Here is a 23,293-nt window from a genome sequence, read left to right as displayed (position 1 = left end):
GACTATTCTCCTTTACTGCTGTTATCCTTAGAATCCAACAAGTCCTGCTTGGTAGTTGTGATTACCAGAACTTCCTGTAAATTACTGAAATCAACAGCCGGTGTAATATAACCGGAGCGTGTCAGATTATTCGCATCCACTTCAATTTCACTGACATATCCAATAAATAGTCCTTGAAGAAAACGATTGCTGACATGTGATGTTACTACCTGCTCTCCAACTTCGATTTCATTTTCGTTATTGGCAAGTTTTTCAAAACGAATTCTTCCGTCCGCCATTAGCTCCAGATCACCTCGAACAACACACGTATCAGAAGTAGAAAGCATCATGGCACTGATATTGCTTGAGTCATCAATAATAGAACGTACGCGGGCATAATCAGGACCAACTTCTGTTACAATCCCTGCCAGACCACTGCCCGCAAGAACATTGGAATTGACTTGTACACCGTCATTGCTCCCCTTATCAATAGTAAAATCGTTGAACCAATTACTCCCATTATTGGCGATTACATGGGCACCGATTTTTTCATAGTCAGAATAATTCTGATCTAACTTGTATAATTCTCTAAGGCGCTCTAATTCATATTGCTCCTGTCGAAGTCTGGTATTATCAATCGTAAGCTCGTCAACCTTAGACTGCAGTTCTTTATTTTCTTTCTTCACATCTTCTAAGGTCTCAAAATTACCGGATACATCACTCATAAAACGCCCCACATAACTGATTCCTTTCTGCATAGGAATTACTGTATAATTAGCAATAAAACGTAAAGGACCGCCACCATCTGAAAAACGTTCAATGCCCAGCAGGATGATACAGATGGCTGCAAGGATCAAGAGCCAGTATTTACTTGAAAGGGAAGATTGATTTTTTATTTTCATTTTATCTCATCCACCTATAATTTTCATTCAACATTGAGTAAGTAAGTTTCTTTAAATCTTTTGACATAATGATCTTTTTTAGACCGGACACAGCACAGATATCAGGTTCCAATGCTGTCCTTGTTGTAATTCCGACCATCTCTTCGATATAAGTCTCCAATCCCTGGGTATGGGCCACTCCTCCTGTTAAGAAGATGCCATTCTCATGAATTGCTTTACGTACTTCCGGTGGTGTACGGTCAAGCAACGAATTAATCGCATGTACACATTCCAAAAGAGGATCTTTCATAGCAGACCTCACAAGATTGATGGAAATCGGTTTTCTCATCGGTACACCGGTAATCAGATCACGTCCTGCCGCCGGAAGAACAGAATCAGAATCACTGGTAAAAATCCCGAAATTCTTGCGCAATTCTTCAGCAGTATGTCTTCCAATCAGGAAATCGTGGCTGTGACGTATTAATGTCACAACAGACTGATCGAAAGTCGAACCTCCAATCTTCAGAAGACGATTCATAACCATACCACCGCCTGCAATTACAGATAATTCCGTAGTTTCCCCACCAAAATTAACGATAAACAATCCCTTTGTGTTCTTAACATCCAGGTTCAGTCCCACAGCATCTGCGATAGCACGTTCAACAATATTGACTTCTTTTGCTTTTGCCGTAGAATGAATCACCAGATCAAAGAAAGCCTTTTTCTCAACTTCCGTAACATCCGTTGGCACTGCAATAACATATTCGGAACCTCTTGCAAATTGCCTTCCTTTTTTCAAAAGATTCTGAAGCAGGAACTGCATATAATTAAATCGTGATATGACTCCCTCTTTCATCGGAAATACAACTTCAATATTAGAAGGTGCCTTTTCATACATCTCGAAAGCATCATCTCCCACGGCAAAAATATCCCGTGAATCTTTGATTGCAATGACATCTTTCTCTTTCCATATAGTATCCTTCTTCTTATCATAGACCTTGATTTCATAAGAACCAAGGTCTAATCCGTATACATTTCTTGCCATTTGATACGATCCTTTCTAAAGCATTCCCTCCTCCCGGAAACTTATATAACAATTATTGCCAATGATGATATGGTCTAACAATTCTATTCCGATCAAAGCCCCTGCATCGAGGATTCTCTTGGTTGTCAGCATATCTTCACGGCTGGGAGTTGGATCACCACTTGGGTGATTATGCATAATAATTATGGATACAGCATTCTTTTGTAATGCTTCTATAAAAAGCTCTCTTGGTGTGATTAAGGAAGCGTTTACAGTTCCTTTTGATATATTAGTCTCACCAATCAATTTTGCTCTTGAATTCAACATTAATAATTTCATCTGTTCTTGTTTTTCATGCCGCATATCTTCCATATAATATTTTGCAACTGTTTCCGGGCACGAAAAACTTAATGTATCCTGATAGGAAGCTTTTGCAAGCCTTTTGGCAAGTTCTGAGATACATGATATCTGAATTGCTTTTACCTTGCCAATCCCTTTAATTTTTTGCAAACGCTCCAGATTAAACTGATGGATTCCTAATATTCCTGTTTCTCCTGCGTGATAAAGAATTCTCCTTGCAAGAGAAAGTGCGTTTTCACCATGAGTGCCGGTACGTAATAATACAGCAAGCAATTCTTCATCACTTAAACTGCCAGCTCCTTTTCGTTCGCATTTTTCATAGGGACGTTCCATTTCAGGTATTTCTTTCATGGTATTTGACTGATTCATCTTATCTTTAGATTCGTACGACACTCATAATAGAAGTTATAAGAAACGATAAATGATAATAGCAAGAATCATGCCAATAATACTTGCGATGGTAATCTTGATGGAAAGGCCAAATGTCAGAACCAGTATCCCAAGATTCAGGACAATCGGTTCTTCAAGTCCAAAGGACTGCCCATAGGCCAGCCAACCAAGAGCTGGAGTGCCTTCAGCCAGCATTCCAATAAAACCTCCCAACACAATTCCTGTTAATAATAACAGAAATAAAGACCAGGCATTCTTGCTTCCTGTTCCCTTCATATGTACTCCTCCTCGTTTTTCTCTATCTAAAAAACTCACTACATTTTATCATATTTCAGAATCAGTGTATAGACTTATCCCATTAAAAATTTCTTAAGCATTTCGACTAATTGTCGAAAATTTGGTATTTTTGGGCGATGGATTCTGCAACTTTTAGGCCATCCATAGCAGCAGATGTAATACCTCCGGCATAGCCAGCACCTTCTCCACAAGGATATAGCCCACACAAATCACTTTGCATAGTATCATCACGGTGAATACGCACCGGAGATGATGTACGGCTCTCCACGCCCGAAATGACAGCATCCGGGCGAGAATACCCGGAAAGCTTGGTTTCAAAGGTCTTAATACCGTCTTCCAGCGAAGCGGCAAGTTCTTCCGGAAAAATGGCTCTTACGTTAGTCCAAGTGTAATCCCCTTTCATCTGCGGAGTAATATTTCCCGGTTCTTTTGATGGGAGATTTTGACAGAAATCAGCAAACAATTGTACTGGAATTTTTCCAGAACCAGCTTGATAAGCTTTCTCTTCTAGTCTTCGTTGAAATTCCACACCTGAAAGAGCATTTTCAGCTCCGTAGTCCTCCGGTGTTACTGTTACAATGACGGCACTGTTGGCATTACGTCCATCTCTTGCATGATAACTCATTCCATTTACCGCCAGGCGACCGGATTCCGAAGATGCATTGACAACGTATCCGCCGGGACACATGCAGAAAGTATACACGCCTCTTCCGTTGGGGAGATTGGCAGTTAATTTATATGCAGCGGCAGGAAGGTCTTTGGAATACCTCTCTCCATATTGATTCTGATTAATCATTTCTTGAGGATGCTCCATTCGAATACCGACAGCAAAAGACTTTGCATCCATTGGAATACCATTTTTATAAAGCATAGAAAATGTATCCCTTGCACTATGTCCTATCGCAAGTACAGCAAGATTTGTATTTAGGATGCTGAATGTTCCGTCTAACAAATTCTTAACCTTTAATGCAGTCAGTTTTTTTTGACCATTATAAGTTTCAGTCTGAATATCCACTACTTGTGTGTGAAAATGGACTTCTCCTCCATGAGAAAGGATAAATGCTCTTATATTCTTTACAACCCTGGCCAGAATATCCGTTCCGATATGCGGTTTATTCTGATATAAAATTTCTTTTGGCGCACCCTGTTCTACGAAGATTTCAAGGACGCGAGTATTGCGGCCTTGTGAATCATGCACTAGAGTATTCAGTTTTCCATCTGAAAAAGTTCCTGCGCCACCTTCCCCGAATTGAACATTAGAATTTAAATTCAATATTCCTTTTTCCCAGAATCTATCTACATCTGCGATTCGCTCATCTACAGATGCTCCGCGTTCCAGAAGAATTGGACGATATCCGAGTAATGCCAGTTGATATCCGCAGAAAAGTCCGGCAGGACCGGTGCCAATGATAACAGGACGACAGGATAGTTTTTCAGTCCCAGTTACATGCACTGTATAAGGAATTGGCTTCTCTCGAAATAAGATGTTCTTATTTTTTATGTGCTTTTTCAGAGCTGATTCATTTTTTACTATAACATCTATCGCATAGACATAAAAAAGATCCGGTTTTTTACGGGCATCTATAGACTGCTTCTGAATAGAATAAGAAAGAAGCGCATCCTCCTTTATGCGAAGGGTTTTGAGAATCTTCGCTTTTAGATCCGCCTCTGAGTGGTGAATATCTAATTTCAATTGATTGATTCTTATCATACATGTCTCTCCTTTCGAAGTAATGATCAAGATGCGGCAGAGCCACCGGCCAGATATCCTGTTGCCCATGCCCATTGAAGATTATATCCTCCACAGATACCGTCTACATCAAGCAATTCTCCTGTCAGATAAAGACCTTCTACATATTTAGATTCCATTGTTGCAGAATATATTTCTTCGGTACACACACCACCAGCGCAAATCTGGGCATTTTCAAATCCATTCGTATCCGAAATGGTTAAGACAGTTTTCTTGCACGTATCCACAAAAGTTTGTAATTGTTTTTGCGTGAGATCACCAACTTTTGTCTGGATACGAATATGCGCCTGTTCTAATAATCTTGGAATTAATTTCTTGTTGAATATTCCTGTCAGATAATCACCAATATACATATCTTCATGCCCGTTTTTTCGTTCAAAGAGAAAATCCCTGAATTCACTGTGTGTTATATCTGGCAAAAAATCGATATGCACTTCTGTATTTTGTTTGTTATACAATCCATTTGCAATGTAACGACTGATCTGGAATACGGGAATTCCAGAAATTCCATATGCCGTAATCTGTAATTCACCTGTGTCAGAACCCAGTTCATTTCCACTGACATAGGCGGTCACTCTTGCATCTGTGCGTACACCAGAGGCCTTGGCAAATGGATGCTTCTGTACTTTCAACTGAACCAATGCGGGAAACACCGGTATGATTGAATGTCCCATAGATCTGGCCAGTGAATATCCACTCCCATCAGAACCCAATGCACTGGATGCCTTTCCACCGCAGGCAAGAATTACTTTATCAGCCCGGAACGTCTGTTCTTTTGTATATACGCGAAATCCCCTTTTACTTTTTTCCAGTTTTGTTACATGAACACCGGTATATATCTGTACCTCTAGTCGTTTCAGTTCCAGTATCAATAGGTCTAATACGGATGATGCCTGGTCAGAACGGGGATATATATAATTCCCACGAGATTTGGTAATCAGCCCAAGAGAATGAAAAAAATCCAGTGTTGCCTGATATCCAAAACGGTTCAGAACTTCTTCTACAAAGGAAATATTTTCACTATGGTAACAGGTAGCCTCCATTATCTGGTTTGTCAGATTGCATCGTCCATTACCCGTTGCCAATATCTTTTTCCCAATTGTATCTTTATGTTCAAGAATGAAAACTTGTGTATGACTGTCTGATCTGGCGGCTGAGATCGCTGCAATAATTCCCGAGGCACCACCACCGATAATTCCAATTCGTTTCATAAGCTCTCCTTACTTTATAACGTTACAATTCCTTCTCGGACCAGATATTCCAGAGACATCAGTATTCCAAGTTTTGCATGCGGCCAGGTCAATCCTCCCTGAAAATATACAGCATAAGGTGGCTTGATCGGACCATCAGCGCTCAATTCAATGGAGGAACCTTGCACGAAAGCTCCTGCCGCCATAATCACATCACTGTCATACCCCGGCATTGCCCATGGCTCTGGGGTAACATAAGAATCAACTGGTGCAGCCGCCTGAATTCCTTTACAGAATGCAATGACTCCTTCTGGAATACCGAATTCTACAGCCTGAATAATATCATGACGACTTTCCGTGCCGTTCGGGACCACATGGTATCCCAATTTCTCATAAATATTTGCAGCAAAAATTGCACCCTTCAGTGCACCTGCTACAACGGTAGGTGCAAGGAATAATCCTTGATAAAAAGAGCGCATAATACCGAGGGATGCACCAACTTCTTTTCCTAATCCAGGTGATGTCAACCGATAACCGCAAGAATCAATCAAGTCTTTTCGACCAGCAATATAACCGCCAATTGGAGCAAGTCCACCTCCCGGATTCTTAATCAAAGAACCAACGACCATATCTGCACCCACATCACTTGGTTCAATAATTTCCACAAACTCACCGTAACAATTGTCTACCATGCAGATGATATCGGGATTAATCTTTTTAACAAAAGCAATTGCTTCCCCAATTTGTTTTACAGAGAAACTTGGACGTGTCTGATAACCTTTGGAACGCTGGATCGTAGCAATCTTGGTGTGTTCATTGATAGCTTTGCGAATATTATCATAATCAAAGCTACCATCTTCCAATAGATCTACTTGGGCATAAGTGATACCATATTCAGCAAGTGAACCATTCGACGGACGAATTCCAATTACTTCTTCTAAAGTATCATATGGTTTCCCGGCAATGGAGAGAAGTTCATCTCCCGGTCTTAGATTCGCACTAAGTGCCAGAGCCAAAGCATGTGTGCCACAAGTAATCTGTGGACGTACCAACGCACTTTCTGTATGAAACACAGAAGCATATACTTTTTCCAGTGTATCACGACCATAGTCATCATACCCATATCCACTGGCATAATTAAAGCATGTGGCATCTACCCTGTTTTCCTGCATTGCGCGGATGACCTTCAGTTGATTATACTCCGCAATCTGATCAATGTTTTCAAAGCGTTCTTTCAAATCAGCCTCTATGGCCTGACCAAATTCCAGTACTTTAGGCTGAATGCCAATTTCTTTATATAAATGTTCTTTTTCATCTAACATAATATTCCCTTTCCATTTTTACAATACTCTATAATGCTTCCAGAATTTTTGTTTTTACAATTGCGCACTGTGCGTTAAACTCTGGATTTATTGGCTGGATTTCAACAATCACATCCGCTGCCTCTCGATAACGTTTCATATCATATAACAAAGAAGCGCGATTTAGCTGGAACCAGGCTTCTTCTCCTTCCGTACGGATTAATGGCTTTAATTCCATTAACTGTTTATAAGTAGAAGATGTATTTTGTGACTGTGCATAGACTTCCATTAATATATTCATCTTTTTTAAAAAAGCAGATCTGCCAAATAATCTTCTTAACATATGACTCCTTCCAAAGATTTTATCATCTCATGTAATATTTTTTCCTCATCGTAGTTATAATCTTTCTTATTAATCCAGCTTACCTGTCTTTCGCGTTTGAACCAGGTAAGCTGACGTTTTGCGAAATGTCTTGTGTCACGTTTTATTTTGTAAATAGCTTCTTCTATACTGCAGGCACCTTCCAGATAATCAAGAATTTCTTTGTAACCTAGCCCTTGCATGGATACCATCTCTCTGGTACATCCCATCTCCTTCAAATGTGCTACTTCTTCTACCAATCCGTCCTGAAGCATTTGATCAACTCTTTGATCAATGCGGTGATATAGATTCTGTCGGTCATCATTCAGCACAAAATACTTAAAACAATATGGTGATTCTTTTTGGCGTTCCTTTTCATTATGTTCAGAAATGCGCGCTCCTGTCTGATAATAAAATTCCAGAGCACGAATGACACGTTTTACATTATTCGCATGAATTTCTTTAGCAGCATTAGGATCAACATCAAGCAAACGCTCATGAAGTTTTTCATTGCCGTATGTTCTTGCATATTCTTCCAATTCATGACGATAGGATAAATCTCCATCATTTTCCGAAAAATCAATATCATAAAGCAACGCCTGAATATAAAAACCAGTACCGCCTACAATGATTGGAATATGGTGGTGAGAATAGATTTCTTCCATTGCTTTTTTGGCCATCTGTTGAAATCGTACTACATGAAATTCTTCCCAAGGTTCCAGTTCATCTACAAGATAATGAGGAATACCCTGCATTTCATCCTGCCGAATTTTCGCGGAACCAATGTCCATGTGTTTATATACCTGCATGGAATCTGCAGATATGATCTCTCCGCCGATTGCTTTTGCAAGTCCAATAGATGCTTTGGTCTTTCCGACAGCCGTAGGCCCGGTTAGAACTACTAATGATTTTTTCATATTCAAACAATCCTTTTAAATTTTTTCTCTAACTCTCGTTTACTCATTGCAATAATCGTTGGCCGTCCATGTGGGCAATGGTATGGATTCTCCAATGTCAAAAGTTCGCCAATCAGCGAATCTACTTCATCTGCAGATAATTTCATATTTCCTTTTACAGCAGCCTTACATGACATGGAAGCAACTTTTTCATCAATCATATCCGGCGAAAGATTACGGTGAATTTCATCAGAAAGACTATCCAACATCTGTAATAACAGATCTTTTTTGGCAATTCCAAATAGGTTATCCGGAACTGCTCTGACAGCATAAGATTCTTGCCCAAATTCCTCAAATTCAAATCCAATCCGTGTGAACTGATCCATATAGCGGTTCAATAATTCAGCTTCCTGCATGCTTAGATCTAATACAATCGGAGGACTGATCATCTGAGATGTGAATTCTCTTGTCTTCATACTTTTTAGAGTTCTTTCATACAGAACTCTTTCGTGGGCCGCATGCTGATCTATAATATAGAGATTGTCATGGAATTCGACCAGCCAGTATGTCTCAAATACTTGTCCAATTAGTTTATATTCATTTTTCGCTTCTTTGGTTAATAACTTTTCTTCAAAGAAGTCTAATTGTTTTGCTTCTTCTTCCTTTTTCGCGTAACTTACTGTTTCACGAATCCTGTCTACCTGTATCTCTGGCTTGAAGATCTTTTTCTGATCAACAACTTCCGCAGAAGAATTCTGATTATGATACGATTGCACACGCTCCCGCATCTTTGACATAAAATAATCGAGATTTCGTTCTTGCTGCGGGGCAGATGAACTTTTTTTTGTCTCAGTTGACTTTGCCGGGACAGTACGCATGGGTACATTGTTCTTTACTTCCTTTGGCATAGGCGGTGTAACTGGTGGATCCGCTTTTGGTATGGACACTTCCACGTGAGGAATCAGCTCTTGAGCATGCAGTCCCTGATCAACTGCAGTATATACTGCATTATAAACCTCCTGTTGATTATTAAAACGTAATTCCATCTTAGTCGGATGCACATTGACATCCACATGTTCTCCATCAATTTCAATATGAAGAACGGTAAAAGGATATTTATGCTGCATGGTGAAGTCTTTATATGCATCTTCAATAGCTTTTGAAATAATAGTACTTTTTACATATCTTCCATTAATAAAATAATTTTCAAAATTACGGTTACCTCTTGAAATTATCGGTTTTCCCAGAAATCCTGTAATCTTTATTCCATTAGACTCATAGTCTGCTTTCAGAAGATTCGATGCAATCTCTCGGCCGTAGACATGATAAATGACATCTTTCAAATTGCCATTACCTGAACTATGCAGCTTGGATTGCTGATTATTGATGAACTGAAATGATATCTCAGGGTGAGACAATGCCATTTTTGTCATTAAGTCACCAACATGGCTTGCTTCTGTCATAGGAGTTTTTAAAAATTTTCTTCTTGCTGGTGTATTATAAAAGAGTTGTCGAATCAAAAATGTAGTTCCATCTTTTGCTCCTGTATCATCCAGCTCCTCTTCCTTTCCGCCGGAGATGCGGTAAAGTGTTCCAAAGGTCTGTTCTTTTGTCTTTGTAATCAATTCTACCTGAGAAACTGCTGCAATACTGGACAACGCCTCTCCGCGGAATCCGAGAGAACCGATGTGTACCAGATCATCAACAGAGCGAATCTTGCTGGTGGAATGTCTCAAAAATGCATTTGGAACATCTTCTTTTCCGATTCCGCATCCATTATCAGCAATGCGGATCAAATCGATCCCCCCATCCTGGATTTCCACAACAATTGCTGTAGCACCTGCATCAATGGCATTTTCAACCAATTCTTTCACAACAGACGCGGGACGTTCAATAACTTCTCCTGCTGCGATTTTATCAATGGTTACCGAATCTAATACGTGTATCTTGCTCATGTTTTACCACCTGTTTTTTAGTTTGTTCTGTAATTGGTATAAGGTATTTAAAGCTTCAATCGGTGTCAGATTACTGATATCAAGACTTTTGATTTCATCAATTACATCATCATCTTTTACAGTATCGAACAGAGACATCTGTGCCAGGTCTACTTCATCATAATGTTTTGGCTTCGCTTTAGGTTGTTCATGTCCATGAGATGCTATATCTTTGATACGCTCTGTAATATCTGCATGAACCAGTTCCTCTACGATTTCTTTCGCACGCTGAATCACAGAATCCGGCACTCCGGCAAGTCTTGCCACCTGAATTCCATAGCTCTTATCTGCGCCTCCTTTTACAATTTTACGAAGAAAGATGATATCATCTCCTTTTTCTTTGACAGCGATACAGTAATTATTTACATTATCAATTTTGCCTTCTAGTTCTGTAAGTTCGTGATAATGGGTTGCAAAAAGTGTCTTTGCTCCTAATAGCTTACTGTTGCTGATATGTTCGATCACTGCCCAGGCAATACTTAATCCGTCAAAGGTACTGGTCCCTCGCCCAATCTCATCAAGAATCAAAAGGCTTTTATTCGTCGCATTTCTTAAAATATTAGCAACTTCTGTCATTTCTACCATAAAAGTACTTTGTCCACTAGCCAGGTCATCAGAGGCTCCGACTCGGGTGAAAATACGATCTACCAGTCCGATGTCTGCACTGGCAGCCGGAACAAAAGATCCAATCTGTGCCATTAATACAATCAACGCTGTTTGACGCATATATGTAGATTTTCCTGCCATATTAGGACCAGTAATAATTGAAATACGGTTTTTCTTATCATTCAGGTAAGTATCATTGGCGATAAACATGTCATTTGGAATCATCTTCTCTACAACTGGATGACGTCCATCTTTGATATTGATCACACCTTTTTCATTGATCTTAGGCCTTACATATTGATTTCTCTCGGCGACCAACGCCATTGAGGCAAATGTATCAAGTTGTGCGATGGCATGAGCAGTACTTTGAATTCTAAGAATTTCTTTTGCAATCTGATCGCGTACTTCGCAATAAAGCTGATATTCTAATGCATACAGTCTGTCTTCTGCACCTAAAATAGTATCTTCAAGTTCTTTTAATTCTGGTATGATATATCGTTCAGCGTTTGCAAGTGTCTGCTTACGAGTATAATAATCAGGCACCAGATTCTTGAAAGAATTGGTAACTTCCAGATAATAACCAAATACTTTATTATAACGAATACGAAGGTTTTTAATGCCTGTCTTTTCTCGCTCATCTGCTTCCAATTTTGCAAGCCATTCTTTACCATCTGATTTTGCTGATCGGAGTCGGTCTACTTCTTCATTGTAACCATCTTTTATGATTCCGCCTTCTTTCATAGCAAGTGGCGGATCATCCTGAATTGCTGTTTGAATCAGATCGCACAATTCCTCCAATGTATCAAGATTTTCATAGATCTCGTGTAAGAGTGGTGCTTTCATTTCCTGAAGAATGTATTTTATATGCGGAAGCATGGACAATGAGCTTTCAAATGCAATCAGATCTCTTGGGTTCGCAGACTGATAAGTAATCTTGCAGACCAATCGTTCCAGATCATAGATTGGAGAAAGATATTCTCGTATTTCTTCCCGTGAGATTGCGTTATTCTTCAACTCATCTACAGCATCCAGTCGACGTTCGATTTCTTTGCGATCAATCAATGGCTGTTCAATATATTTACGCAGAGTTCGCGCTCCCATAGCCGTTTTAGTTTTATCCAGTACCCAGAGTAAAGATCCTCTTTTCTGCTTTTCTCGTAATGTCTCGCATAGTTCTAAGTTTCGTCTTGTTGAACTGTCCAGAAGCATATATTTTCCAGAAGCATATACAGATAATTTGGTAATATGAGATAAATCTCTTTTTTGTGTTTCCAGCAGATATTGAAGCAGTGCTCCAGCTGCAATGACTCCACAGTCATAATCCGCAAGTCCCAGACCTTCCACTACATTCACATGAAAATGCTCTTTTAAAGTCCGCTGACAGATGGCATCATCAAAATACCATGCATCCAAAGAATAGATTGTGATGCCTAACTTTTCTTTTAATAGTTCCAGATCCATGCCACTCATATAAAAAGCCTCATTGCATATCAGCTCTGAGGGCATAAATTTATAGATTTCATCAAATAATTTTTCGCTGTCACCTAATTCTGTCACCAGATATTCTCCGGTTGTAACATCCGCTACTGATAATCCATAACGATCGGCTATATAGACAACGCACATAATATAATTATTTTTCGTTTCATCTAATGACTGTGTGTCCAGATTAGTTCCTGGCGTCACAATACGAACAACGTCTCTTTTGACCAGTCCTTTTGCTGTGGCTGGATCTTCCATCTGTTCACAGATAGCAACTTTATAACCTTTAGATACAAGGCGGTTCAAGTAACCATCTACAGCATGATAAGGAACGCCACACATTGGTGCACGTTCCTCAAGGCCACAGTTTTTTCCGGTTAATGTAATTTCAAGTTCCCTGGATGCAGTAATTGCATCATCAAAGAACATCTCATAAAAATCTCCCAATCTATAAAACAAGATGCAGTCAGGATATTCCTTTTTTGTCTCCATATATTGCTGCATCATTGGTGTTAATTCCGCCACGTTAATTCTCCTCTTTTGCTAACATTTTTACATTTTATTATATCATTTCTTCTCAAAATAAGAAAGATAGAATTTCTCATTTATAATACATGGTAATAAGGCTTTTCTTCACCATATAACCAATAAGAGAGATAACCTCCCAGAAAAATTCCACAGACACATAGTCCTGAAAATATGATTACAAAAGGCAGACAAATCTGTCCAAACAACTGAAAAGGCTGATCGGAATAATCCCAGACTTTCCAGTTCATCCATTTATTAACGATGATCCCGGTAATGAACTCCATTGCAGTGACAAAGATCACACAACGAAGAAGCTGGCGCCATAAAGGATCTTTCCAATGAACCATTTGGCCTTGTATAGTAAAAAACACAAGACAGATTCCACCTAGTATAAACATGGTCCAGTGGGAAAAACCTCGAAATGCGACTTCAAACAGATAATATATACTTCCTCCCAGAGTCCATAAGAATAAATACTCACTTAATTTTCTCATAAAAAACGCCCTCACTTTGTTGTTCATACATAGTGTGAGCGTTTTTGATTCATAATATAGGTGGTATATATTTCTTGACTAGATTTTCTCTCCGAGATAGTAAAAGCCCTTGCATTCTGTCAAATGTACGTCTATCAGCTGTCCTATTAATTCTTCACTTCCTGCAAAATGTACCAGGAGATTGTTACTTAGACGTCCGGTTACCATTGAACTGTCATGTTCACTGACAGATTCCACCAAAACTTGCTGAGTAGTTCCTTCATGAACAGCACATACTTCCGATGCAATGGTCTGCACTTCATTCAGCAGACGATCGAAACGATCTTTGATTACGTCTTCCGGTATCTGGTCTTCCATGACTGCAGCCGGAGTTCCTGTTCTTTTTGAATAGATGAAAGTAAACGCGCTATCGTAGCGGACTTTGCGTACAATATCAAGCGTCTCTTGAAAATCTTCTTCTGTTTCACCCGGAAAACCGACAATAATATCTGTTGTCAGAGATATATCTGGTACAGCTTTCCGAATCTTATCTACTAATTCCAGGTACTGTTCTTTTGTATATCTGCGATTCATTTTTTGAAGTATTCTGGTACTGCCTGATTGAACCGGCAAGTGCAAATGTTTACAGATTTTTTTCGAATTTCCCATGACTTCAATCAATTCATCAGACAGATCCTTCGGATGTGAAGTCATAAAACGAATTCTTTCAAGACCGTCAATCTTTTCAATTTCCTGGAGAAGCTGCGCAAATGTAATCGGCTGTTCCAGATTCTTACCATAGGAATTTACATTCTGACCTAACAGCATAACCTCCACTACACCGTCTGCAACCAATCGCTCAATTTCACGAATGATTGCCTGGGGTTCACGGCTGCGTTCTCTTCCTCTGACATATGGGACGATACAATAACTGCAGAAATTATTGCAGCCAAACATAATGTTAATTCCGGACTTAAAGAAATATTTTCGTTCATTTGGAAGATCTTCTACGATTTGATCTGTATCTTTCCAGATGTCAATGATCATACGCTGGGATTCCAGACGTGTTACGATTAGTTCTGCGAATTTAAAAATGTTATGAGTCCCAAAAATAATATCAATAAAACCATAACTTTTCTTAAGCTTTTCCACAACTTCCGGTTCCTGCATCATACATCCACACAGACCGATCATCATATTAGGATTCTTTTTCTTCCTTGGCTTCAACTGTCCCAAACGTCCATAAACTCGTGTATTTGCATTTTCACGAACGGTACAGGTATTGTAGATAACAAAATCGGCGATATCTTCAGATGCTTCTATATAGCCGATTTCCAATAGAATTCCGCGTAATTTTTCGGAATCCCTGGCATTCATCTGACAACCAAATGTGGTTACACAAAAGGTAAGCGGTCGTCCAATCTCCTGGGATTTTTTTTGAATATATTCTTTGGCTTTTTCTATGTAATAATATTGACGCTCAGGTTCCTTATCCGGTATCTCATTAGACAAATTGATGTTTTGATTCGTCATATTCATAATCAATTCCTTTCAGTTTGCATATAATCTCATCTTTTTCTACATTCATGTCCTCGCATAATGCATCCAGAGTATGGTAATAATCTCTGATTTTCGTATTTACCACACTCAGCAAAAGCATAGGATCTTTTGGTAATCCTGTCTGCATATCACTTACTCCTCATAGTATTCTCTCTGGCATATTTTTGTCTCTGTAATCAGTACTTCCGGCTGGATATCATGTGTCTCATGAGGAATCTGTTGAAAAATCTGAAAATCAAAGGCAATGGCCATTGTACGAAGTCTTGGATGTGCGGCAAGATATCGGTCATAATAACCACCGCCATAACCAATTCGATGGAAGCTGCTGTCAAAAGCGACTCCCGGTATGATCATCAATCCCTCGGTCCCTTCAGATATCCAGTCTGTTTCTGGTTCCAATATGCCATATGCCCCTGTCCGCAGCTCTTGTATACTGCTGATATGACAGAAAATCATTTCAGCGCCAATAACTTTCGGAACCCAAACATTTTTCCCCAATCGCCAGGCTTCTTCTATTATCTTAGTTGTACCGGTTTCTCCATGGCAATCAACATAGCTATAAATATCGGTTGTCTCTCTAAACCACGGATGGGAAATCACCGCTGATGCGATGGATTCTGTTTTTTGTTGCCATATAAGAGGATCCAATTCCTGTCTCAGTCGGCTAATCTTTTTTCTAATTTCCTTTTTGGTTTCCAAATTTCTCACCCAAATCTGTAATTGTTCCATCCGCTTCCTTGATGGAAATGTTATTAAGCTGGCTGCGAAGGTTGCGCTTAAATGAGTCAATATACTCTCTTCGTAATATTTGTTGTTCTTTCTGTTCGGCGATTGTCAATCCTTCGGCTTTCGATTTGTGATATAATTCATTAATTCTTGCGATTTTTTTTTCGTCCATATCTTTTGTCCTTCCTTATCTGGTTTCTAAGAAATTACGATACTTATCTTACACTATCTTTTCCTAGAAGTCCACTGCTTTTCTTTTTCCAAAATGTTAGATTTATCGTAAAGAGTATATTAGCTGGAATAATTTTCCAGGAATCCATATAAAGCTTCGGTGTCTTCGATATATTTTCCATTTTTTATTTCTTCACGCAGAGTGCCTGGAAGTTCATCATATAAAATATCTGTATATTCATAAGGCGTCTTCTTATCACTTAAATATACGACTACATATCCATTAACTTCCATCAGATAAAAACAGTCATCTTTAAGTGCCTGTCCTTCCGTTGCAACAGAAGGTTCCAGAGATGTTGCCGCTTTCTCTGTTTTTTCTTCGGTAACTTTTGATTGAGCAAGTTCTTTTGATCTTTGATAACTTGATTGATAAGCTCCTGCGATTAAAACAAAAGCAATGATCATGACTACAAAAAAACCAATACCATACTTATTTTTCATAAGGACAACTCCTTTTTTAGTACAGTATTGGCTGAAAATTCCTGATTTATACAAGTCTACGCAAAGTTTTTTCGATCAAGAGACCCTCTCGTTCAGGATAATCGAATTTTTGGCTTTCCTGAATGCACGCACATACAAAAGCATGGGAAGCCTGTACACTTTCTAACAATGAATAACCCTGAAGTAGTTTTGACAAAAACATTCCGTCAAACGCGTCCCCAGTGCCATGATATTCACTTAAAACTTCACCATTTCCAATATATAGGAATGCGTTATCTTCATAAAGTACAATTCCTTTTTTACAGTCATCTTTTGGGACACTGGTGATAACCATATCAAAATTTCCGTATTTACGCAATTCCTTACATAATGGCAAGACATTTCGATGGTTTCCAGTAATCTGATATTCTTTCCCGGTTAAAAGATAACATTCCGTTAAATTAGGGAGAATAACATCTGCATAAGGCAGCAGTTTTCTCATAGCCTTTCCATAAGAAGCATCAAAATTAGAATAATACTGTCCATGATCGCCCATGATTGGATCGAATATTACCATGGTATCTGGAAATTGTTCAATAAAGTAGATAACAGAATCTATGATCTGTACACTTCCTAGATAACCGATAAATATAGCATCAAAAGAGATCTGTTCTTTTTTATAATGATCAGCACAATTACGGATATAATCTCCTGGAATGTGTGAAATAGCCGGCGTTTTGTATCCACCGGTATGAGTGGATAATAATATTGTTGGAATCGGACATGCTTCAATTCCCATTACACTTAATATCGGCATCATATTCATAAGTGCAGCTTTTCCGACGCCACACAGATCATGCAGCAAAGCTACTTTTTTTACTGGTCTCATTTTTATCTGTATTCTCCTCTTATCAAATGTAATTTTCTGCATAGAGATATTAAGGTTGTTCCTTTTGGCATTTCCAGCATCTCTTCTTCTGTTACTCCACCGAGCAATACAAGTGATGCACCATATGTAACGACAGCTACAAGTAATGCAATAATTGTGGCAATACTCTCACCAGCAAATAGTTCAAACAACAAATGAATAATAATCGTCACCACAGCCATAATAGCAGACGCTATCACTGGAATCACAAAAGTACGTTTCTTTTCTTGAACATAACCAACCCGTTCTCTCAGAGAATGAGCATTCAAGATACAGATAGCACCAGAAAAAACAATCTTGCTTAATACAACTGCATAGATATTCCATTTGAAGATGACCATCATCAGTATTAGAGATATGACATGAATTAATAGAGAAATTGCTGCATTTTTGACAGGAGTAATCATGTCATCAAGTCCCTGAAGCACAGAATTCGTTACAGTGGACAAGCAGAAAAATACAACAGAAATAGAACCCATCTGTAACATTAGAGCTGCTGTTGCATTATCTTCCGTGTAAAACAACAGATCCATAATTGGTTTTGCAAGAATTAGAAATCCAGCAGCACATGGAATTGCAATCATCATATTGAATCTGGTAACCGTATGAATCTTATTATGTACCTGTTTGCGATTTCCCGTCTGTACAGTTGTAACAAGGCTTGGAATCAATGAAGCTGCAAGAGAACTTGCAACAGATAATGGAACGTTCACCAAAGTACTGTACTGACTGCTGAACATTCCCATTAAACTGGCATATTCTTCATTCTTATATCCCTGAGCAGCCATAATATTATTAAAGATTGCGGTGTCTAAAAAGTCGCTGATATTATAAACGGTTGCGCTCAGGATGACTGGTGCGATCGTGAGGAGAAGAACTCTGGATAATTTTTTATAATTTTCCCTATGGCGCGAGCGGTCACGTCTTATTTTACGCTTAAATATTTTCTGATAAGCAAAATAAATGACTGCACTGACTAAGAGTGCAAAAAATGCACCAGAAATCGTACCTATGGTACCGCCTGCAGCAGCATAAGCTGGACCAAACGATTGATTTCCTCTTGTTTCCGCAATATTTTTTCCTGCGCTAAGCAACAGATATGCGCCAACAACAGACATGACTGCATTGACGATCTGTTCCAACACTTGAGAAACTGCGGTTGGAACCATGGAGCCATTTCCCTGGAAAAACCCTCTTAAAACTCCCAACAAAGCAACAATCAGTATACATGGAGCAAGAACACGCAACGCATATACACTCATTTCCATGGACATGATATTTGTTGCGATAAAGTCTGCACTCACAAATATAATTAAAGAAACCAGCCCTCCTGCAATCAATGCAAAAGCCATGGCACATTTGAATACTTTATATGCATTCCGATATTCCCCTACAGCGATTCTGGCCGATACCAGTTTTGAGACAGCAAGAGGAAGACTGTATGAGGTGAGCATTAAAGCTACCGTATAGATAGAAAATGCAACGTTATAATACCCCATTCCTTCGCTTCCAACGATATTGGTAAGAGGAATTCTATAAACTGCTCCAATCAGCTTAGTGATTACCCCGGCAATTGCCAGGATAGAACCCTGAACCAGAAAATTTTTTTCTTTTCTACTTTGTTGTTTTGCCATAATAACTCCATCTTATCGTAAAATATTTAATATATTCATGATCTCATTCTGTTTTTCTTCCATAATCTGACGTTCCTCATCTTCCATATGGTCATAACCAGTTAAGTGTAACACAGAATGAGCAATTAAAAAAGCATATTCTCGCAACACAGAATGACCATATTCTTCTGCCTGAGTCAGAACCTTTTCTTTAGAGATAACGATATCGCCCAGAGAAAGTTCTCCTGATTCCGGATTAAAACAATCATCTCTTTCTTCCAGAAAATCGAATTCACCAGGAATTGGATAATCAATCAATGGAAAAGACAATACGTCTGTAGGACGATCAATCCCACGAAACTGCAGATTCATCTCATGAATCTGTTCATTCATTGTAAGCAAGAGATTCACTTCAGCCTCATACGGACATCCCACATAATCTAAGGCAGCTTCAACCACCTGTTGCGCAATCTGCTGACATTCCAACGGAAGCTTTACTTCGCCTTCTTCTTCAAAATACAGTGTCATGATCTTCGCCTCTTCTCTCTGTTCTTTGACCGGTTACGGTTTTGAATCTCGTGTTTCTCATATTCTTCATATGCTTTTACAATCTTTTGTACCAATGGATGCCGAACTACGTCTTTACTGGTAAGATGGCAGATACTTATATCATCAATATTTTTTACAACGGATGTTGCTACGTCAAGTCCAGATATCTGTCCGGATGGAAGATCTTTCTGCGTGGCATCTCCGGTAATTACAACCTTAGATCCAAATCCGATTCTCGTCAAAAACATTTTCATCTGCGCTGGCGTTGTGTTCTGTGCCTCATCCAGAATAATAAAAGCATTATCTAAAGTTCTGCCACGCATATATGCCAATGGGGCAACCTCAATCAGTCCTTTTTCTGAATTCTTTATAAAACTCTCTGCTCCCATGATCTGATACAAGGCATCATAGAGTGGTCGAAGATAAGGATCAATCTTACTCTGCAGATCTCCTGGAAGAAATCCTAATTTCTCGCCAGCTTCAATTGCCGGACGTGTCAGGATGATTCTTCCTACTTCATTATTTTTAAAAGCAGTAATTGCCATTGCCATGGCAAGATATGTCTTTCCTGTACCGGCCGGTCCAAGGCCGAATACAATCATCTGCTTTCGTATTGCATCTACATATTTCTTCTGACCAAGAGTTTTTGGTTTGATAGGTTTCCCTTGTAAGGTATGACAGATAATATCTTTATCGATTTCTAACACATTCTCTTCACTGTCTTCCATAACGAGAGCAAGTGTATAATCTACATTCTGTTCCTGAATGGTGTTGCCCCTGCGAGATAATTCCACCAATTGTCCCAGCACATTTCGTGCTCTTTCTACATTGGCAGCATCTCCCATGATTTTTACACTTTCTCCTCTTGCAATTAAAGTTACGTGAAGTGTCCGCTCGATTTTTTTTACATAAGCATCAAATTGGCCAAATACATTCTTTTCATGCTCAGCCGGTATGTCAATGACTGCTTCCATTAATCCCATTCGTTATTCTCCTGACTCATCTTGTTCTTCTTGCACTGGAATCTCCAATAATTGAGAAGGAGCTGAGGTGCCGATCGACATAATAACAGTTAATGTTCCCCGTGCCTCGGCCTTTTCAGACTCTGTGTATATTTTAACATCATTCTCAATAATTTCTACCCCTTTTTTCTCCAAATCCTTACAATATTCCTCAAATTTATCGGATAATATCTGTTGAACTTCTTTTGTTGAATATTTTTTATTGATTGATTTATACGGTTTTGCGTCTCTGATTCCATAAAAAACCGGAAGATAAAAGTTTTCCCCAAACTTTAACTGTTTTTCCCAACCGTGCATTTCCCATGAGTCATACTGATTATGGATAGATGCAAATCGTAATCTATAATTACCAATACTTAGATAATATTCTTCTTTTTCTACAGATAGATATTCCTTTTCTTCATATGTCATCTGCATCTTTTCTTGATATACAATTGTGGTCCGTCCACGAATGTCGGCATCTGCTTCGTAATATTGATAGCTGATTATTTCACCAGAATCATCGGTGACAGGAACCTGACCGGACACCAAAATATCTCCCTGCTTTACTTCGGTTCCTTTTTCTACAGCCGGTACACCATTTCTTGAAATAATCTCTGTAATAACACAGTCGTGATCAGCTATGATATCGGTTGGTAATATTTCTGTAGTATTATCTGATGTGATCGTAGAAGTGTCCATAGAATCTTCATTTTCTTTGATTTGAATGATAAGGCGGCTTCCCTGAATTGATGCAGATACCCAGATGATATCATCATATTCTTTTCGAATATCTTTTACGATTCGGTCACAATCAACTTCGGATTTTGGCATTCCATTTGCAACATTCTTTTCTGCAAGAAATTTCAATAATGTATCATCTGTATATGTCTGATTTCCAGTGATGTTGATATTCCATATGTAATGCGACATCAAGATGGTAAGGCAAACACAGATGAAAGCACCTGCAATGAAAAATCTTCGTCTGTGATATTTGTGTAAAAAAAAAGGAAGCCCCAGTCTTTTTACAATTACCACTTTTGTTCCAGTCTTTCTGATAATCGGTTTCAACTGTCGGAATCCCTGAATTGAAATATTCATTTCATAAGCGCCTTGCACCGGCTGTAGTTCCCATAACGAAATTCCTTTATGGCAGCATGCATTTAGGAAACGTTCTGTTGAGTACCCGGTGACCCGTATTCGAATAAACCCTTTCATGTATCGAATGATCTTTGGCAGCAACTTAATATCCTCCTTTTTAATGCTGATATTCAACGGACAAAATCTGTCCGTTTACCTTCATCTCGTCGTTCGTATAATAGATGACATGTAGATTTTTTCCAAAGATGCGAATCTGCCCGGTTTTTGTCTGAATGCGTACTAAAGAATCTGTGTATTCAATAATTCCTCTATAATTCTCCAGACACAATTCATTTTGTCCAAGGATAGTCAATACCGGCATTCCCATGACAACATCCTTTGGCAATTCGGATAACTCAGCTATTTTATTTCGAAGGAAATGATCGTTATTTGATTTCATAGAAATGCCACTCGCAGAATTTATAATAATCTATGTGGCGAGTATGAAGATTATGCATGCCTCCTTTTTATTCTTACGGAACACTTTGAACCTAACTGACAAGGAATCATACATTTATAAAAAATACAGGCAATTGTCAGTAACCAGAGTATTCTTTGCCTTTGCCCTGAATCATTGGTTAGATTATGTATGCTGTCACAGACCTGCCGAAATCTGGGAATACCTGTGACAGCATCTCTAAGGATTTTAATGCCTGCCCAGGACTGAAACGATGTAAAAAGAATCAGCCCTCCTTTTCTCCAACAGTTCAATTCCTTTGTCATTAACTGGTATAAACCGGCATATATTCCTGTAACTGTCGCGATATGATGAATCCACGTGCACAGTGATACTTCTTTTTCCTGCATTGTATCAAATCCTCCTATCATTCAATAAATATGATATTATTGTACAGGATTTTTTTATTGTTATACAGAAAAAGAATTCGCAAGTTTCAACATTGTTCGTGTCTATTCTTCATGATATGCCATTGCATAAAATTTTTCCTGTGAATTAAGAGGTTTCTGATCATTCTCTACTCTCCGGTATGTACCATCCGGATACAATTGCCTTGCTTTTTGATTATCATTTAACATAATATCAAACATGTTCTGCAATTCTTCTTTTAAATGCTCTGCATAGACTGGTGCCGCAACTTCTACTCTTCTTACTGTGTTCCTGGTCATAAAATCTGCAGATGCAATATAGTATTTTCTTCGGTCACCAGATCCAAATATATAGATTCTGGAATGTTCCAGAAATCTTCCTACGATACTGATAATACGAATATTATCTGTCTTTCCTTCAATTCCTGGAATCAGACAACAGATTCCTCGAATGATCATATCAATCTTAACACCGGCACTGGATGCTTCTATTAATTTATCGATGATCTTCTTATCAGTCAATGAATTCAGTTTAAAACCAGCATAAGCTTCCTCTCCACTTTTTGCATGTGCGATCTCTTCGTCCAACATCTCAAGAACTTTATTCTGAAGACATTTGGGTGCTACAAGAAGATGTTCGGATTTTTCTATGACTTCCCCTTTTGCAAGTGCCTGAAAAACATTAGAAGCCTCTATACCAATATCCACGTTGGATGTCATTAATGATAAATCTGTATAAAGTCTAGAAGTTTTTTCGTTATAGTTTCCGGTTCCGATCTGTGTAATAT

At 38.8% G+C, this 23,293-nt stretch carries 23 protein-coding genes and 1 pseudogene; all 24 read right to left on the bottom strand.

Features of this window, described 5'->3' with window-relative positions:
* Positions 1–2 precede the first annotated feature (2 nt).
* On the bottom strand, positions 3–881 hold the full coding sequence (mreC, locus tag ACQRD1_RS07745) for a rod shape-determining protein MreC (RefSeq protein ID WP_235231444.1): 879 nt from the start codon (positions 879–881) through the stop codon (positions 3–5).
* 1 nt (position 882) lies between these two features.
* Positions 883–1,905 (bottom strand): rod shape-determining protein, encoded by a 1,023-nt coding sequence (locus ACQRD1_RS07740; RefSeq protein WP_235231443.1) that lies wholly within the window; start codon positions 1,903–1,905, stop codon positions 883–885.
* A gap of 15 nt (positions 1,906–1,920) precedes the next feature.
* Positions 1,921–2,613, bottom strand: coding sequence for a RadC family protein (gene radC, locus ACQRD1_RS07735; protein WP_235231442.1), 693 nt, complete (start codon positions 2,611–2,613; stop codon positions 1,921–1,923).
* Between the two features lie 36 nt (positions 2,614–2,649).
* Positions 2,650–2,910: a DUF4321 domain-containing protein gene (locus ACQRD1_RS07730; protein WP_235231441.1), complete on the bottom strand. Its 261-nt coding sequence runs from the start codon at positions 2,908–2,910 to the stop codon at positions 2,650–2,652.
* A 106-nt stretch (positions 2,911–3,016) separates the two neighbouring features.
* Complete coding sequence (locus ACQRD1_RS07725; RefSeq protein WP_235231440.1) at positions 3,017–4,642, bottom strand: NAD(P)/FAD-dependent oxidoreductase; 1,626 nt, start codon at positions 4,640–4,642, stop codon at positions 3,017–3,019.
* Positions 4,643–4,668: 26 nt separating this feature from the next.
* Complete coding sequence (locus ACQRD1_RS07720) at positions 4,669–5,892, bottom strand: NAD(P)/FAD-dependent oxidoreductase (protein WP_235231439.1); 1,224 nt, start codon at positions 5,890–5,892, stop codon at positions 4,669–4,671.
* Positions 5,893–5,906: 14 nt separating this feature from the next.
* Positions 5,907–7,193 carry an aminotransferase class I/II-fold pyridoxal phosphate-dependent enzyme gene (locus ACQRD1_RS07715; protein WP_235231438.1) on the bottom strand — a complete coding sequence of 429 codons (1,287 nt, stop codon included), beginning with the start codon at positions 7,191–7,193 and terminating at the stop codon, positions 5,907–5,909.
* A gap of 28 nt (positions 7,194–7,221) precedes the next feature.
* Positions 7,222–7,515, bottom strand: coding sequence for a hypothetical protein (locus ACQRD1_RS07710; RefSeq protein ID WP_235231437.1), 294 nt, complete (start codon positions 7,513–7,515; stop codon positions 7,222–7,224).
* Positions 7,509–8,450 carry a tRNA (adenosine(37)-N6)-dimethylallyltransferase MiaA gene (gene miaA / locus ACQRD1_RS07705; protein WP_235231436.1) on the bottom strand — a complete coding sequence of 314 codons (942 nt, stop codon included), beginning with the start codon at positions 8,448–8,450 and terminating at the stop codon, positions 7,509–7,511. The genes ACQRD1_RS07710 and miaA overlap by 7 nt, the downstream gene beginning before the upstream one ends.
* Positions 8,451–8,452: 2 nt before the next feature.
* Positions 8,453–10,384, bottom strand: coding sequence for a DNA mismatch repair endonuclease MutL (mutL, locus tag ACQRD1_RS07700; protein WP_235231435.1), 1,932 nt, complete (start codon positions 10,382–10,384; stop codon positions 8,453–8,455).
* Positions 10,385–10,387: 3 nt separating this feature from the next.
* Positions 10,388–13,036 carry a DNA mismatch repair protein MutS gene (gene mutS, locus ACQRD1_RS07695; protein ID WP_331472969.1) on the bottom strand — a complete coding sequence of 883 codons (2,649 nt, stop codon included), beginning with the start codon at positions 13,034–13,036 and terminating at the stop codon, positions 10,388–10,390.
* Between the two features lie 80 nt (positions 13,037–13,116).
* Positions 13,117–13,533, bottom strand: coding sequence for a putative ABC transporter permease (locus tag ACQRD1_RS07690; protein WP_235231434.1), 417 nt, complete (start codon positions 13,531–13,533; stop codon positions 13,117–13,119).
* 78 nt (positions 13,534–13,611) lie between these two features.
* On the bottom strand, positions 13,612–15,051 hold the full coding sequence (miaB, locus tag ACQRD1_RS07685) for a tRNA (N6-isopentenyl adenosine(37)-C2)-methylthiotransferase MiaB (RefSeq protein WP_235231433.1): 1,440 nt from the start codon (positions 15,049–15,051) through the stop codon (positions 13,612–13,614).
* Entirely contained in the window at positions 15,017–15,199 is a 183-nt protein-coding gene (locus ACQRD1_RS07680; RefSeq protein ID WP_235231432.1) for a DUF4250 domain-containing protein, read from the bottom strand. Before ACQRD1_RS07680 ends, miaB begins: the two co-directional genes overlap by 35 nt.
* A 5-nt stretch (positions 15,200–15,204) precedes the next feature.
* Entirely contained in the window at positions 15,205–15,780 is a 576-nt protein-coding gene (locus ACQRD1_RS07675) for a 5-formyltetrahydrofolate cyclo-ligase (RefSeq protein WP_235231552.1), read from the bottom strand.
* Positions 15,749–15,970, bottom strand: a complete 222-nt coding sequence (locus ACQRD1_RS07670) for a DUF896 domain-containing protein (protein WP_235231431.1) — start codon at positions 15,968–15,970, stop codon at positions 15,749–15,751. Before ACQRD1_RS07670 ends, ACQRD1_RS07675 begins: the two co-directional genes overlap by 32 nt.
* Before the next feature lie 119 nt (positions 15,971–16,089).
* Entirely contained in the window at positions 16,090–16,470 is a 381-nt protein-coding gene (locus ACQRD1_RS07665; RefSeq protein WP_235231430.1) for a hypothetical protein, read from the bottom strand.
* Between the two features lie 46 nt (positions 16,471–16,516).
* Entirely contained in the window at positions 16,517–17,338 is an 822-nt protein-coding gene (locus ACQRD1_RS07660) for a pyridoxamine kinase (protein WP_235231429.1), read from the bottom strand.
* A 2-nt stretch (positions 17,339–17,340) separates the two neighbouring features.
* The gene (locus ACQRD1_RS07655; RefSeq protein WP_235231428.1) at positions 17,341–19,011 is read right to left on the bottom strand and encodes a putative polysaccharide biosynthesis protein; all 1,671 of its coding nucleotides are present in this window, start codon (positions 19,009–19,011) and stop codon (positions 17,341–17,343) included.
* Positions 19,012–19,023: 12 nt separating this feature from the next.
* Positions 19,024–19,518 carry an rRNA maturation RNase YbeY gene (gene ybeY, locus ACQRD1_RS07650; protein ID WP_235231427.1) on the bottom strand — a complete coding sequence of 165 codons (495 nt, stop codon included), beginning with the start codon at positions 19,516–19,518 and terminating at the stop codon, positions 19,024–19,026.
* Positions 19,515–20,522, bottom strand: a complete 1,008-nt coding sequence (locus ACQRD1_RS07645; protein ID WP_235231426.1) for a PhoH family protein — start codon at positions 20,520–20,522, stop codon at positions 19,515–19,517. Before ACQRD1_RS07645 ends, ybeY begins: the two co-directional genes overlap by 4 nt.
* 3 nt (positions 20,523–20,525) lie before the next feature.
* The gene (locus tag ACQRD1_RS07640; protein WP_235231425.1) at positions 20,526–21,782 is read right to left on the bottom strand and encodes a sporulation protein YqfD; all 1,257 of its coding nucleotides are present in this window, start codon (positions 21,780–21,782) and stop codon (positions 20,526–20,528) included.
* 16 nt (positions 21,783–21,798) lie between these two features.
* Positions 21,799–22,080 (bottom strand): sporulation protein YqfC, encoded by a 282-nt coding sequence (gene yqfC, locus ACQRD1_RS07635; RefSeq protein ID WP_235231424.1) that lies wholly within the window; start codon positions 22,078–22,080, stop codon positions 21,799–21,801.
* A gap of 509 nt (positions 22,081–22,589) precedes the next feature.
* Positions 22,590–23,293, bottom strand: a pseudogene (locus tag ACQRD1_RS07630) (polyphosphate kinase 1); the annotation flags it as partial.

The organism is Bariatricus sp. SGI.019 (genome assembly GCF_050315235.1).
Lineage (GTDB): Bacteria > Bacillota > Clostridia > Lachnospirales > Lachnospiraceae > JAFBIX01.
Note: the sequence above shows the minus strand (reverse complement) of the source record. Positions and strands in the feature narration are given on the sequence as shown.

Coding starts and splice junctions, on each gene's coding strand:
- mreC (WP_235231444.1), bottom strand. CDS start 881: ATGAAAATAAAAAATCAATCTTCCCTTTCAAGTAAATACTGGCTCTTG.
- ACQRD1_RS07740 (WP_235231443.1), bottom strand. CDS start 1,905: ATGGCAAGAAATGTATACGGATTAGACCTTGGTTCTTATGAAATCAAG.
- radC (WP_235231442.1), bottom strand. CDS start 2,613: ATGAATCAGTCAAATACCATGAAAGAAATACCTGAAATGGAACGTCCC.
- ACQRD1_RS07730 (WP_235231441.1), bottom strand. CDS start 2,910: ATGAAGGGAACAGGAAGCAAGAATGCCTGGTCTTTATTTCTGTTATTA.
- ACQRD1_RS07725 (WP_235231440.1), bottom strand. CDS start 4,642: ATGATAAGAATCAATCAATTGAAATTAGATATTCACCACTCAGAGGCG.
- ACQRD1_RS07720 (WP_235231439.1), bottom strand. CDS start 5,892: ATGAAACGAATTGGAATTATCGGTGGTGGTGCCTCGGGAATTATTGCA.
- ACQRD1_RS07715 (WP_235231438.1), bottom strand. CDS start 7,193: ATGTTAGATGAAAAAGAACATTTATATAAAGAAATTGGCATTCAGCCT.
- ACQRD1_RS07710 (WP_235231437.1), bottom strand. CDS start 7,515: ATGTTAAGAAGATTATTTGGCAGATCTGCTTTTTTAAAAAAGATGAAT.
- miaA (WP_235231436.1), bottom strand. CDS start 8,450: ATGAAAAAATCATTAGTAGTTCTAACCGGGCCTACGGCTGTCGGAAAG.
- mutL (WP_235231435.1), bottom strand. CDS start 10,384: ATGAGCAAGATACACGTATTAGATTCGGTAACCATTGATAAAATCGCA.
- ACQRD1_RS07690 (WP_235231434.1), bottom strand. CDS start 13,533: ATGAGAAAATTAAGTGAGTATTTATTCTTATGGACTCTGGGAGGAAGT.
- miaB (WP_235231433.1), bottom strand. CDS start 15,051: ATGAATATGACGAATCAAAACATCAATTTGTCTAATGAGATACCGGAT.
- ACQRD1_RS07680 (WP_235231432.1), bottom strand. CDS start 15,199: ATGCAGACAGGATTACCAAAAGATCCTATGCTTTTGCTGAGTGTGGTA.
- ACQRD1_RS07670 (WP_235231431.1), bottom strand. CDS start 15,970: ATGGACGAAAAAAAAATCGCAAGAATTAATGAATTATATCACAAATCG.
- ACQRD1_RS07665 (WP_235231430.1), bottom strand. CDS start 16,470: ATGAAAAATAAGTATGGTATTGGTTTTTTTGTAGTCATGATCATTGCT.
- ACQRD1_RS07660 (WP_235231429.1), bottom strand. CDS start 17,338: ATGAGACCAGTAAAAAAAGTAGCTTTGCTGCATGATCTGTGTGGCGTC.
- ACQRD1_RS07655 (WP_235231428.1), bottom strand. CDS start 19,011: ATGGCAAAACAACAAAGTAGAAAAGAAAAAAATTTTCTGGTTCAGGGT.
- ybeY (WP_235231427.1), bottom strand. CDS start 19,518: ATGACACTGTATTTTGAAGAAGAAGGCGAAGTAAAGCTTCCGTTGGAA.
- ACQRD1_RS07645 (WP_235231426.1), bottom strand. CDS start 20,522: ATGGGATTAATGGAAGCAGTCATTGACATACCGGCTGAGCATGAAAAG.
- yqfC (WP_235231424.1), bottom strand. CDS start 22,080: ATGAAATCAAATAACGATCATTTCCTTCGAAATAAAATAGCTGAGTTA.